This is a genomic window from Paenibacillus mellifer (assembly GCF_023195895.1).
GTDB lineage: Bacteria > Bacillota > Bacilli > Paenibacillales > Paenibacillaceae > Fontibacillus > Fontibacillus mellifer.
Map to the genome: position 1 here is coordinate 61067 of NZ_JALPRK010000007.1, position 12850 is coordinate 73916.

At 47.1% G+C, this 12850-nt stretch carries 18 protein-coding genes; 14 read left to right on the top strand and 4 right to left on the bottom strand.

Features of this window, described 5'->3' with window-relative positions:
* Positions 1-12 precede the first annotated feature (12 nt).
* The 14 genes from M0651_RS09760 (at position 13) to M0651_RS09825 (ending at position 8120) form a co-directional block, all read left to right on the top strand.
* The gene (locus M0651_RS09760; protein ID WP_169284767.1) at positions 13-570 is read left to right on the top strand and encodes a TlpA family protein disulfide reductase; all 558 of its coding nucleotides are present in this window, start codon (positions 13-15) and stop codon (positions 568-570) included.
* Positions 571-589: 19 nt separating this feature from the next.
* Positions 590-1249 carry a thioredoxin domain-containing protein gene (locus tag M0651_RS09765; protein WP_049868182.1) on the top strand — a complete coding sequence of 220 codons (660 nt, stop codon included), beginning with the start codon at positions 590-592 and terminating at the stop codon, positions 1247-1249.
* A 155-nt stretch (positions 1250-1404) separates the two neighbouring features.
* Positions 1405-1986 (top strand): sulfurtransferase TusA family protein, encoded by a 582-nt coding sequence (locus M0651_RS09770; RefSeq protein WP_084781446.1) that lies wholly within the window; start codon positions 1405-1407, stop codon positions 1984-1986.
* A 25-nt stretch (positions 1987-2011) separates the two neighbouring features.
* A complete protein-coding gene (locus M0651_RS09775) occupies positions 2012-2407 on the top strand; it encodes a DsrE/DsrF/DrsH-like family protein (protein WP_049868181.1) in 396 nt (131 codons plus the stop codon).
* 49 nt (positions 2408-2456) lie between these two features.
* Positions 2457-3578: an MBL fold metallo-hydrolase gene (locus M0651_RS09780; RefSeq protein WP_049869724.1), complete on the top strand. Its 1122-nt coding sequence runs from the start codon at positions 2457-2459 to the stop codon at positions 3576-3578.
* 14 nt (positions 3579-3592) lie between these two features.
* A complete protein-coding gene (locus tag M0651_RS09785) occupies positions 3593-3820 on the top strand; it encodes a sulfurtransferase TusA family protein (protein WP_084781444.1) in 228 nt (75 codons plus the stop codon).
* 307 nt (positions 3821-4127) lie between these two features.
* Positions 4128-4919 (top strand): sulfite exporter TauE/SafE family protein, encoded by a 792-nt coding sequence (locus tag M0651_RS09790; RefSeq protein ID WP_169284766.1) that lies wholly within the window; start codon positions 4128-4130, stop codon positions 4917-4919.
* 124 nt (positions 4920-5043) lie between these two features.
* Positions 5044-5520, top strand: a complete 477-nt coding sequence (locus tag M0651_RS09795; protein WP_372490924.1) for a DsrE/DsrF/DrsH-like family protein — start codon at positions 5044-5046, stop codon at positions 5518-5520.
* Between the two features lie 69 nt (positions 5521-5589).
* Complete coding sequence (locus M0651_RS09800) at positions 5590-5856, top strand: metal-sensitive transcriptional regulator (RefSeq protein WP_049868178.1); 267 nt, start codon at positions 5590-5592, stop codon at positions 5854-5856.
* A 33-nt stretch (positions 5857-5889) separates the two neighbouring features.
* Entirely contained in the window at positions 5890-6201 is a 312-nt protein-coding gene (locus M0651_RS09805) for a rhodanese-like domain-containing protein (protein ID WP_049868177.1), read from the top strand.
* An 80-nt stretch (positions 6202-6281) separates the two neighbouring features.
* Entirely contained in the window at positions 6282-6698 is a 417-nt protein-coding gene (locus M0651_RS09810) for a rhodanese-like domain-containing protein (protein WP_084781442.1), read from the top strand.
* On the top strand, positions 6667-7065 hold the full coding sequence (locus M0651_RS09815) for a rhodanese-like domain-containing protein (RefSeq protein WP_310735628.1): 399 nt from the start codon (positions 6667-6669) through the stop codon (positions 7063-7065). Before M0651_RS09810 ends, M0651_RS09815 begins: the two co-directional genes overlap by 32 nt.
* Before the next feature lie 75 nt (positions 7066-7140).
* A complete protein-coding gene (locus M0651_RS09820) occupies positions 7141-7716 on the top strand; it encodes a class I SAM-dependent methyltransferase (RefSeq protein ID WP_169284765.1) in 576 nt (191 codons plus the stop codon).
* A 20-nt stretch (positions 7717-7736) separates the two neighbouring features.
* Positions 7737-8120 (top strand): DUF302 domain-containing protein, encoded by a 384-nt coding sequence (locus M0651_RS09825; protein ID WP_049868174.1) that lies wholly within the window; start codon positions 7737-7739, stop codon positions 8118-8120.
* Between the two features lie 867 nt (positions 8121-8987).
* Here the strand turns inward: M0651_RS09825 and M0651_RS09830 are convergent.
* The 4 genes from M0651_RS09830 to M0651_RS09845 all read right to left on the bottom strand — a co-directional run bounded on the left by M0651_RS09830 (position 8988) and on the right by M0651_RS09845 (position 12430).
* Entirely contained in the window at positions 8988-10004 is a 1017-nt protein-coding gene (locus tag M0651_RS09830; RefSeq protein WP_049868173.1) for a cytochrome d ubiquinol oxidase subunit II, read from the bottom strand.
* A gap of 12 nt (positions 10005-10016) precedes the next feature.
* Positions 10017-10694 (bottom strand): cytochrome ubiquinol oxidase subunit I, encoded by a 678-nt coding sequence (locus M0651_RS09835; RefSeq protein WP_248551623.1) that lies wholly within the window; start codon positions 10692-10694, stop codon positions 10017-10019.
* Positions 10615-11289, bottom strand: coding sequence for a carbonic anhydrase (locus M0651_RS09840; RefSeq protein WP_169284763.1), 675 nt, complete (start codon positions 11287-11289; stop codon positions 10615-10617). The genes M0651_RS09835 and M0651_RS09840 overlap by 80 nt, the downstream gene beginning before the upstream one ends.
* A gap of 130 nt (positions 11290-11419) precedes the next feature.
* Positions 11420-12430, bottom strand: coding sequence for a ketoacyl-ACP synthase III (locus M0651_RS09845; protein WP_169284805.1), 1011 nt, complete (start codon positions 12428-12430; stop codon positions 11420-11422).
* Positions 12431-12850: the final 420 nt, after the last annotated feature.

The window sequence follows — 12850 nt, forward strand, 5'->3', positions numbered from 1 at the left end:
GGATCAATAGAGATGAAGAAAAGTGTGATTGCCATCATTGCCCTCGTTATGCTTGTTGCTTATGGGGCTTATGATTATTATGAAAAAAAATCGTCTGAAGGGACTTCTGTCAGGGAATCCGCAGGCCAGAATATTAAAGTGGGCATTCAAAAGGGACAACAGGCGCCGGATTTTACCTTGAATGATTTGCAAGGCAATCCTGTCAAGCTATCCGATTATAAAGGAAAAACAGTACTTATTAATTTCTGGGCAACCTGGTGTCCGCCTTGCAGAGTAGAGATGCCCCATATGCAGCGGTTTTATGAAGACTATAACCAACAAGACGTCGTCATTTTAGGGGCTAATTTAACACCGACGGAGGAGAAAACGGACAAAGTTATGTCATTTGTTAAAGACTATGGCTTGACATTTCCTATCTTATTAGATTCGGAAGGAACGATCATGCAGACGTATCAGGTCGTCGCGTATCCAACTACGTATCTGTTAGACTCCAGCGGAGTTATTCGCGAGAAATATCAAGGAGCTATCAATTATGACACCATGAAAGAAGCTGTTTCCAAAATCAAATAATGGAAAAGAGGTGTTCAACATGAATTTGCCCGTTAAAAAAATGATGTTGTTTACGTTGTCGGCGTGCCCATTAGGCAGATCTATGAACAATGTGCTTCGCGAAGTTCAAATATGTCAGGATGAACTTTCTTATGAAGTCGTACATGTGGATGTTCATCCCGACCTCGCGAACCATTACCGGATCAAGACAAATCCGACTACGCTTCTTGTAGACGCAAGCAACCAAGAGTTATATCGGTTCGAGGGCTTCAAAGAGACAGAGGAAACGCTCCGAATCATCGGACAAGTCAATAACAAATCGTTGCGGTCATCAGACGATCTTCCTGAGAACCAGGAAATTACAGAAACCTATGTTATTTATTTATATCAGAACGGTATGGCAGTGCCAGTCGAGACTTTCTATGTGAATAAAACGTCCATTAAGGCACCTCGAATTACAGCTATTGGGCAACTGTTAAATACTCGTATTGATAAATATGATAACCCGTTTCCGCCGTCTTCTGCTCTGGAAGGGGTGCATTTTGAACAAGGGATTGGCGAGGTGACGATTCTAGTTCATCCTTCGGAAGCAGAATTGGATCAGGAAAAGATGAAGATTGTATTGGAACATACCTTAGCGCCATATGGGATCAAGAGTGTAAATATAAAGTGGATAGTCAGCGGGGACTCACAGTCATAACCCTGAAGTTAACTATTCTCCCCTGTTGACAATGCCTTTCTTTAGGATGTAATATACCTATAGGGGTATGAGTAATTATATTATGTGAATCCGTAGGGTAAACTCGTACAGGATATGTAAGCCCCGGCAAAACACCAATATAGGAGGGTTACGATTTGACTGCACATTCAGAAATCAAAGCAGATCAGACGCTCGATTGCAAAGGTTTGGCCTGTCCCATGCCTATCGTCAAAACCAAGAAAGCGATGGATCAGTTGCATTCCGGGCAGGTCATCGAGGTTCAGGCAACCGATAAAGGTTCACTGGCGGACATTCAGGGCTGGGCCAAGAATACCGGCCATCACTATTTGGGCACGATTCAGAATGGCGATGTGCTTAAGCACTTTATCCGTAAATCGAGCGCGGATGAGATCAAGGAAGAGAAAAAATATCCTCACACCGTGACCAATGATGAGCTGGAGAAAAAGCTGGGCAGCGTAACCGTTCTCGATGTTCGCGAGCCTGCCGAATATGCGTTTAACCGGATTCCTGGCGCCGTCTCCATTCCGCTTGGGGAACTGGAAGAGCGCCTAGGCGAGCTGAATACCGAAGATGATATTCATGTTGTATGCCGTACCGGCACGCGCAGTGATCTGGCTTGCCAGTTGCTGTCCGAGAAGGGTTTCAAGAACGTAAAAAACGTGGAGCCCGGCATGTCTGGGTGGTCCGGACCGATAGAAAAGAACTTTCAAATCTAATCATGGACCAAGGAGGTCGTTTAAAATGAGCACGAAAGTAGCGATTATCGCAAGCAATGGTGGAATGTTCGATGCCTATAAGGTTTTCAACATCGCGACGGCATCTGCAGCAACCGACGCGGAGGTAGCCATCTTTTTCACCTTCGAAGGACTGAACCTGATTCACAAGCAGGTCCATCACCAGCTTCCGCTGCCGGCAGGCAAAGAATATTTTGCGGAAGGCTTCAAGAACGCCAACATTCCTTCCATCCCGGAACTGGTGAATATGGCGCAGGAAATGGGCGTGAAAATCATCGCCTGCCAAATGACGATGGACGTCATGAACTTAAAGAAAGAGGATTTCATTGAAGGAATCGAAGTCGGCGGCGCCGTCACATTCCTGGATTTCGCGAAGGACGCAAACGTGTCCTTGACGTTCTAATTCATCAAAGGGGGAATCAACATTGACTACTGCAACCGGACTCCGCCCGATGACAGCGGGAGAACTGACGAAAATCGTTCTGAACAAAAAAGAACTCTTCATTCTCGACGTGCGCAATCAAAGTGACTTCGACGATTGGAAAGTGGAAGGAGAGAGCGTCGAGATAATCAACATTCCGTATTTTGATTTGCTTGACGGCGTGGATCCAGTGCTAGACCAAATTCCAAGCGACAAACCTTTGCTTGTGGTATGCGCCAAGGAAGGTTCGTCCAAATTCGTGGCAGAACAATTGGTTGGAGCAGGAAGAACTAACGTCTCTTATCTGGAAGGCGGCATGAAATCTTGGAGCGAGCATTTGGAGCCGGTGAAAATCGGAGATTTGAAAGACGGGGGCTCCCTGTACCAGTTCGTGCGGATCGGAAAAGGCTGTCTTTCCTACATGGTCATTTCCAGCGGTGAAGCAGCTGTAATCGATACGCTCCGAATGACGGATGTATTCGAACGCTTCGCTGAGGAACAGGGAGCGGCCATTAAACATACGCTGGACACGCACTTGCACGCGGACCACATTTCCGGCGGGCGCAAATTGGCGGAGCAAACAGGTGCAACGTACTGGCTGCCGCCCAAGGACGCGACAGAAGTAACGTTCCAATATGAGAAACTGGAAGAAGGTCGTGAGATCTCGGTAGGGAATATCAAGATCAAAATTCAACCTATATACTCGCCGGGTCACACCATCGGAAGCACGTCGTTTATCGTGGATGATCAATATCTGCTTACGGGCGACATCCTGTTCATCGAATCGATCGGCCGCCCGGACTTGGCCGGCAAAGCAGAGGACTGGGTCGGCGATCTTCGCAACACCTTGTACAACCGTTACAAAGGCTTGGCTCAGGATTTGATCGTACTGCCTGCCCACTTCGGCAAAGTGACGGAGCTTGGAGATGGCGGCCGCGTCATGGCCCGATTGTCAGATCTCTACCGCGACAATCCGGGCTTGAACATTAAAGACGAGGAGACGTTCCGGCGGACGGTAACCGTGAATTTGCCGCCTCAACCGAACGCCTATCAGGAGATTCGACAAACGAATATGGGTAAGATTACACCGAACGAAGACGAGCAACGCGAGATGGAAATTGGTCCGAACCGCTGTGCGGTTCATGATAAATAAAGGAGGACATCAAAGTGAATACAGATATCACGGTAGATACGAAAGGTATGGCCTGCCCGATGCCGATCGTTAAGGCGAAGAAAGCCTTGGATAGTCTGCAACAAGGTCAAGTTATGGAGGTCCTGTCTACAGACAAAGGCTCCGTCAATGATTTTCAAGCCTGGGTTAAACAGACGAAACACGAACTCATTCAGCACGTCGAAGAAGACGGCGTTTATAAATTTTACGTTCGCAAAGTATAAAAAAAGCGGGACCCGGAAGGGCCCGGAAGGGCCCGCTTATTTCGCCTCGTCATATACGATAGTGATGCCAAGGGAACAGTAACTTTCTTCGGTATAATGGCCATGGGGGCAAGTTTTCGTGCTGCAAGCCATATCGATTTTCGCTTGCAGTCTTTGATTGCACACCGGGCATTTATCTTCGAAAAAGCTTTTTAAATGTTGAAGCAATCGGATCACCTTATTTCTGATAAGTTTACTTGGTTTTAATTATAACCTGTATTCAACTTGATGTCACGCATTAGAGAAAACTTTACGACAGGAGGGTGTCATGGATTTCTTACTGCTCATTGTCATGGTGCTCATCGGTCTGGTCGGCTCTTTCTTTTCAGGGTTGCTTGGTATTGGTGGCGCAATTATTAATTATCCCCTCCTACTGTATATTCCATCCCTTTTCGGTGCGGCACACTTTACAGCCCACGAAGTTTCCTCCATCAGCATGTTTCAGGTCTTTTTCGCTTCACTTGCTGGTGTTATCGCGTTCCGGAAAAAAAGCAAAAAGGGCGGAACGGGCGTCGTCAATAAACAGTTGGTCCTTTATATGGGGTGCAGCATCCTCGTCGGCAGCCTGGTCGGCGGCTTTGTTTCGGGTATGTTGAACGGAGATGTCATCAACCTGATTTACGGCATCCTTGCGGTACTGGCGGTCGTGCTAATGCTAATACCCAACAGGGGGACACAACAAGATACGGATGACCTCCGTTTCAACAAAATCATCGCCATTACTGCGGCATTTGTAGTAGGTATCGTTTCTGGAATCGTAGGGGCCGGCGGAGCGTTTATCTTAATTCCCATTATGCTCACCGTGCTCAAAATTCCCACGCGCACAACGATTGCATCCTCGCTCGCGATCGTTTTTATTTCGGCCGTTGGAGGCGTCATCGGAAAAATCACGGGCGGGGATATCCCTCTGTGGGCGACGGTATATACCGTCATCGGCAGTTTGATCGGAGCACCGATCGGCACGATGATCAGTTCGAAAATCAATGTAAAGGTACTTCGATATGGTTTGGTCGTCCTGATCGCACTTACGGCCATTAAAGTGTGGTCGTCCATTTTGTGAATGCATTAATCGTATCTGCAAACATTTGCCGCGGCAGAAGGGTTGCATTCTTTATTATTGTCCGTTAATATACCTATAGGGGTATGAGTAAATATTATGAGAGAGAAGGTATGTGACGTTGGAATTGGAAAAAGATAAAACGACAATCGTGCTCTTCAGCGGCGATTTGGATAAAGCAATCGCGGCGTTTATTATTGCGAATGGAGCGGCGGCTTATGATCACGAGGTGACAATCTTCTTCACGTTCTGGGGATTAAACGCGCTTCGCCGGGACGAACCGATAAAGACAAACAAAGGCCTTCTTGAAAAAGCTTTCGGATGGATGATGCCGCGCGGCGCGAAGAAGCTGGGTTTGTCAAAAATGAACTTCGGCGGCCTCGGGCCCCAGATGATCAAGCATGTGATGAAAAAGCACAAAGCATTGTCGTTGCCCGAGCTGGTTGAACTGGCTCAAGAACAAGGCGTTAAGTTAGTCGCTTGTACGATGACGATGGACTTGCTCGGTCTGAAACAGGAAGAATTGATCGATGGTCTGGAGTATGCAGGAGTAGCCGCATATCTGGGTGACGCCGCGAACGGAAAGGTAAACTTATTCATTTGAACAAGCGTATATGAACTTATAATTTTTTCCTTTATACTATACCCATACTCGTATAAGGAGTTGTTGGACATGAACTACGAATACACGGACGAAATCAAAACCCGGCTGCGCAGAATCGAAGGACAAGTCCGCGGGGTGCTGCGTTTGATGGAGGAAGGAAAGAGCTGCAAAGAAGTTGTGGCACAGTTGTCCGCCGTTCGCAACGCATCGGACAAGGCTATCGCGCAGATCGTTGCAGAAAATTTGCAGCAATGCATCATGGCGGAACATGCTGCCGGTAACGATACAGGAAAGATGGTCAAAGAAGCTGTGGAGCTTCTGGTTAAGAGCCGCTAATACAACAACTAACAATCTGAGGGAGTGAAAAACATGGCATTCAAAATTCCGAAAGCAACAACGCCGCAAGAAGTGGCCGCAAGGTTAAAGAATGGCGAGAAGCTGAACCTGCTTGATGTCCGGGAGCCCGACGAATGGGCATCCGGCCATGTCGCAGGCGCCAAGCACATTCCACTTGGACAGCTCACCGAGCGGCTAAAAGAACTTGATCCGTCGAAAGAGACGATCGTCATCTGCCGTAGCGGCAATCGCAGCGGTCTTGCGTGTGAATTGCTAAGCGAGAAGGGCTTCGACGTCGTAAATATGACCGGCGGATTGAACGCCTGGACAGAAAAGCTTGTATGAGGTTTTGCCTCTCTAATAACCATGGTCTGCGGCAGCTGTGTCATTATTCAGCTGTCGCAGTACTGTAGAAAGGACTTCATATGATAACACTCTTGTATATTCTTGCCGGAGCCGTGATCCTGTGGGTCCTGCGCGGCTTTTGGCCCGTTCCTTCTTTCCAATATGTGCCCTGTCATGAATTGGAGAAAGCACGAAATCAGTCAAGTGTGAAAATACTCGATGTCAGGGATGCATCGGACTATCTGCATGGGCATGTTCCCGGCTCGATCAATATATCGCTCGGACGTCTGCCTTATGTGTGGCATAAAGAGCTCTCTAACGACGACTCCGTCATTATTTTGTCCTCAAGTTGCTATCAGAGTAATAAAGCAGCCCGCATCCTGCATAAGCGCGGCTTCCGGCAGCTGTGTGCCGCGCAGGGGGATTTTTTTCAGCCGACAGGCAAACAAGTGAATACGAAAGGATGTGGAATCTTTGGACACAGGTACAATCATTAATATCGGAATCCTTGTGCTAGTCGTGTGGTTTGCATATTCGCGCTTTAAACCGGCCAAAGGACTCCGAAACCTTAACGCAGAGGAATTTAAGAGCCATATGGGCAAACCCGGCAAACCGCTGGTGATCGATGTCCGAGAACCGAATGAATATAAAGGCGGATATATTGCCGATGCGAAGAATATTCCTCTTTCGCAATTGTCCCGAAGGCTTTCCGAGATTCCCCAGGATCGTGACGTGCTGCTCTATTGCCGCAGCGGTATGCGTAGTAAAAGTGCGGCAAAAATATTGTTGAAGAACGGCCATAAGGAGATCGCCCATCTGCAAGGTGGCATCGGGGCTTGGAAAGGTAAACTGGCAAGCAAGTAAACGAGTGGTGAGCGTGGTTTAGGGCAAGGATAAAAACGGTTAAAGTATTTTAGTGAATGAATGGAGGACAATCCCATGCACGAGCGTCGCTTTAATCCTGAAAATATGGCTAAACTCGACAGTCCCGAACGTAAGGCTGTTCTTCCCCCGGAATCTTTGCTAGAGAAGCTGGCCCTGAATGAGAACGAGTCAGCAACTATTCTGGATCTTGGAGCTGGCACGGGGTATTTTTCCATCCCTGTTTCAGAGCGAACAAGTGGGACCATACTTGCCTTGGATATCGAGCCCATGATGCTGGAGGTTATTCGCAGCAAGACGAAACAGAAGCAGATAAAAAATATTCAGACCATCGAAGGCCGGCTTGAGCAGATTCCTCTGGAGGAAGAGTCGGTGGATCGTGTCATCGCGTCCCTGGTCCTGCATGAAGCGGAGCCGCTTCAACAGGCTTTGTCTGAGATTCACCGGGTCCTTCGCAGAGGCGGCCGGTGTGCATGCCTAGAGTGGGAAAAGCAGGAGACGGATCAAGGGCCGCCGCTGCACCATCGAATAGGCTCCGAGGAGTTGACACACTCGTTTGAGCAAGCCGGTTTTACCATACTGGAAACGGATCACCCCACCGGCGCACATTACGTTCTGGTCGTACAGAAATGATGTAAAGGGAGTTGTAAACGATGTTCCATTATACAGTTGAAACTACCAAAACACCTGAGCAGGCGGTTGAAGCACTGACGGAAAATTTGAAGGCGGAGAAGTTCGGCGTCCTATGGCAACTGGATATGAAGGCGAAGCTGAACGAGAAAGGCGTCGAATTCGACATGCCGTATCAGATTCTCGAGGTCTGCAACCCAGTGGAGGCCAGGCGGGTTTTGTCCGAAAATGCGTTGGTCGGATACTTCCTTCCCTGCAAACTGGCTGTGTATGTGGAGAATGAAAGGACCAAGATCGGCATGCCGAAGCCAACGGCTCTCATTGGACTTGTGGAGAATGAGGCCTTGATGAACATTGCTTCCGACATCGAGAAGCGTTTGACTGCTTGTGTTGATAAGAGCATCTGAGCCACATCCATACAACTGCTACTGAACGCTTGAGTTAGATGAACAGAAAAGGCTGGGACGGCGGGCCTTCGCCTTGTTGGATCGGTATACGTCTTCGAAGTGAAAGCTGCCGTTAGCCAATTACAAAGCGCTAAACGGGGTAAAGTAAGTATGAATGAACTTCAAAGCAGGAAGGCTAGTCTGGTCAATTGATTGAAAAATGAGCTTCCCCGATCGACGGAGGAAGCTCATTTTTCTCTACACACAATGGATACGGGCAGGGGGGCAGCAAGTCACTGCCTTCGAGCTCCATTGTAAACAGCTCAGGGTTGGTGGGAATGATGCAATACAAATCCTTAATTGTCAGCTTCCATGGCAGCATAGGAGTGCTGTATCCAGTACGGGCACCAGCCGATGCTCGAAGGTGATGAGTCGACCCGATTCGATCGATTCGGCCGACGAATGAAACGCTGGCCCTGATTGAATAATGAAGGCCTGTTCTTGCGAATTGGCCGCTTGATTCAGTCATGGCTGTGCGCACTGAGCAAAATATAGATGCTTGAAACCAGGGAAGCCAGCTTGATGTCTAGCGGCAGTCCCATATGACTATGGATGACAATCAAAGCGAAATTTCTTGCTTATAAAGGAGTATTTCGATGGTTACAGGGAAAACCCGGTGCTCTTGTCTTTAAGATGAGAGTGGCATCGCTGAGCGGACGTATCGCCCCATGACGTGCAGGGAACTGAGCTCTATGCACAATGCACAAAAAAAGTGCCAAACCTATATATTTGCCGGTTAAAATAAATATCGAACCGACGATAAGAAAAGCAAAAAGGCAATTCCAAAACATAACCACATGAGCCATTTGTCTTGTCGATCAAAAAGATTCATCTTATTTTCCCCTTTACATAGTCTGCATTGAATAAAAACAAGCGTAACAGCAATATCAATGCCGGTATCAACAACAGCAGCCCCGCCGTGAATGCTGCAACCAGTGCACGCCCCATCACTGGATTGGTCACGCCGCCGGTTAATGTCAAGATGGGATAGAGAAGATACGGGAGATGTGACTGTCCGTAACCGAAAAAGGCAAAGGCGAACTGGGCCATAACCAAGATAAACGCCCATCCATATCGATGCCTGCGCCAGATGAACCACACCGCAATCGCAAAACAAATAAAAGACAAGCCAAACATCCACCACACATCCAATGTGTTTAGGAAATGGTCTCGGTTATGATTTCGCAACGCCATAAACGTAAATAAGCTGGAGATGATGGTCGGAATGCCTCCCCAGAGTGCAAACCGGCGAAGCCATTCCAGCGCCTTTCGATCTTCAGCACGCGCCGCGTAATAAGTAAGGAAAGAAGAACTTATAAATAGAACGCTTGAAATGGCTAGCAGAACCACCGCCCAGGAATAGGTACTAAAAAACAACTCCTCCATCAACAAGTGGACGGAGTGGCCTTCAAAAGACAAAAAACCTCCTTCCGATATGGTGAAAACTGTTGACAGCGCAGCCGGAATCAGTAATCCCGTGGATCCGTAAGCAAGTAAGTAAAGATTGTTTTTTCTTGCCCCGTAATTCGTAAATGCGTAGAAGGATCCTCGGACCGCAAGCAAGATTAGCGCAATACTTCCGGGGATTAACAAAGCGGTACCATAGTAGTAAGCAGTGTCCGGAAAAAAACCGACAATACCTACGAAGAAAAAGACCAGAAACACATTCGTTACTTCCCAGACGGGAGACAAATATCGGGAAATCAGCGGCCCAATAACGGACTCGATTCCGATGACTCTGCCGTAATAAGCATAAAAACCAGCGCCGAAATCAATCGAAGCAACGATCAAATACCCGTACAAAAACACCCAAAGCACCGTAATTCCAAGCTGCTCCAACGACATCTCCATGCTCCTCTACAAAATAATACGCCTTTCCTCTAGTTCCATTTCCGCAGGCTTGTTTCGGAACAATCGACCAAGGACGAATAAGCAAATGACGCCGAGAAGCGCATACAGTGCGGCAAAAAGCCAAAACGTAACACCAACGTTGGGATTTGTTGTGACCGCATCTGAAACTTTCATATATCCTCTGATAATCCAGGGTTGTCTTCCCACCTCGGCATAAAACCATCCCAGTTCAATGGCAAGAAGGGATAATGGCCCTCCTGCAACAATCCCGGTCAGGAGCCATCGATTATAGGCATTCCAGCGCTTTATTTTGTTGATAGTCAGGAACAGAACAGGAATAGCAAGTAAATAAAAGCCGATGCCGACCATCGAATCGAACAAATAATGGACATATAGCGGCGGCCATTCCGATCTTGGAAAATCGTTCAACCCCACTACGGTTCCATTCGGATCGCCTGTGGCGAGAAAGCTGAGCCCCCATGGGATTTCAATTGCACCGGTTACTTCCAACGTGTCCGGGTTCAAATGACCTCCTACAATCAAAGAAACCCGATTTCCGGTTTCGAAATGCCATTCAGCGGCAGCCAACTTTTCGGGCTGTACCTTAGCCAGAAATTTGGCGGACCCATCTCCGATCCAAATGGTCGCGACAGCCAGAATGAGACCTGAATGCCGGGTATTCAAGTAGTTCATCCTCAACCATTTTGACATTTTCAATTACAGCCCGGTCAATTATGTCTTTTTCGGATATGCCAGCGGATATCGCCTTTTCAGCAGCCGGTTCAATCTTATTAACAATGGATTGTAAATAAGCTGGATGCCTCCTTCTTTGTAATGCCTCAATAACCGCGCCGCAGTTCTCATGCCCTAAAACTAACACAATCGGAACGTGTAAATGATCCACTGCATATTGGACACTTCCTATGACATCATCATTCACGATATTTCCAGCAACGCGAATCACAAAGAGATCCCCCAGTGATTGATCGAACACAATTTCCGGTGCTACTCGTGAATCGGAGCAGCTTATGATGACAGCGACCGGTTTTTGTTCGGAGATAAGCTGCCTCCGATTTCGAATGACATGTTTTTCTGCTAAATGCCCCGTAACAAATCGTTGATTTCCTTCTTCCAACAGACGAATCGCTTGCACAGGATTCATTTCCTGCTTTATCTTTTCGCTGAAAGCAGGCTGGTTCAATGAACGACATCCTGTGCTGGACAGCAAACACATCCATACAACCAAACAGAGCAGGCTGCGGGACTTCTTTAATGACACAACAAGGGCCTCCAATAAATATTTGAATTTTTGAATATTTAACTTATCTGTTCCCTCCCTTCGCAAGATTTATTCCCACTAAAACAAAGAGGCACCTTCATAAGGTGCCACCGCTACATATAATCGTTATTTATAATGGAAGAGGTTCGTTAACGACAGGATCAAGCTGTAACCTTACGAGGACGCCCGCATGCACGAGCCCAGCCCCAAACCCATACAGTAAGGCTTTATCTCCCGCACGGATTTTCCCACTCCGAATCCCTAAATCGAGTGAAAGGGGGATCGTTGAAGACGATGTATTACCGAAGTGAGTTAGACTATGCAACGTACGTTCTATAGGGAACTCCAGTTTCTCACAAAGCGGCTCAATCAGTCGCAAATTCGCGCTATGGGGAATAAACCAGTCCACATCGTTTATTGTCTGACTGCTTTTGTTCATCAATTGATGAATCGAATTGGGTATTGTTCGCATCACCCAACGGAATACTTCCCTTCCGTTTTGGACAATGCAATTGTTGTCGCACAACTTTTGCTCGCCGAGTCTATTGGCAAGCCCTGTCCGATAAATATGGACCCCACCTGTGCCATCGGAGCCAACATGATGACTGACGAATCCCTCAAACTGGTCATCTCTTTCCACGAGAACGGCACCGGCGGCATCGCCAAACAAGACGCAGGTTGTACGATCCGAATAATCTGTAATTTTGGACAGCGTTTCACCGGCAATGACCAGAACCTTCCTATGCAATCCAGAAGCAATCAAGCCATGAGCCATGATAAGTCCATAAGTAAATCCAGCACAAGCGGCACTAATATCAATCGCACCAGCGTTTTGAATTTGAAAATGGGCTTCAATTAAGCAGGATACTGTAGGAAAAGGAAAATCTGGTGTAGTGGTGCAAACAATAATAAAATCCACATCCTCGATTGTCTTGTTATACCGAGAGACGAGATTCCTGACTGCACTTATACAGAGATCGCTGGTAAATTCGTCTCGCTCAGCAATACGTCGTTCATGAATGCCTGTCCGCTGTACGATCCATTCATGACTGGTATCCACCATCTTTTCCAAATCATCATTTGTCAGTTTTCGTTGGGGTACATACGTTCCAATGGCTGTAATACGCGAATGAAACACCAATATTCCCACCCTTCATCCTTATTGAAATTGCTACGAAATCGGAAATTTTTGTCGATATTCATGAAGTTCTTTTTGAAAACGGTGGAAAGAACTGGATAACATTTTTATATTCCGTTTTATTTTGGTTTTCCTTTTCCGATTATGCTGACACTCGTGGAGTTGATCAATCTGTTTATCGATTTTTTCCCGTAGGGTTAGGATAAACCCGATCGCAATGTGAGATTTAGCCAGTTCATGAAGATCAGTAGCAAGAGCCTCACTCAAATTGCGAAGATCCGGAAGGTATAACGACTTTGTCACATAAAAGACCTCTGGCGTAAAGTCCTCACGGTAATCTTGTCCCGGGACTTGCTCCCAAAAGTCATTCCATTCTCGTAGTAGACCAGTTTCATACAAAAAGAACTTTAAAAACCCGCATAA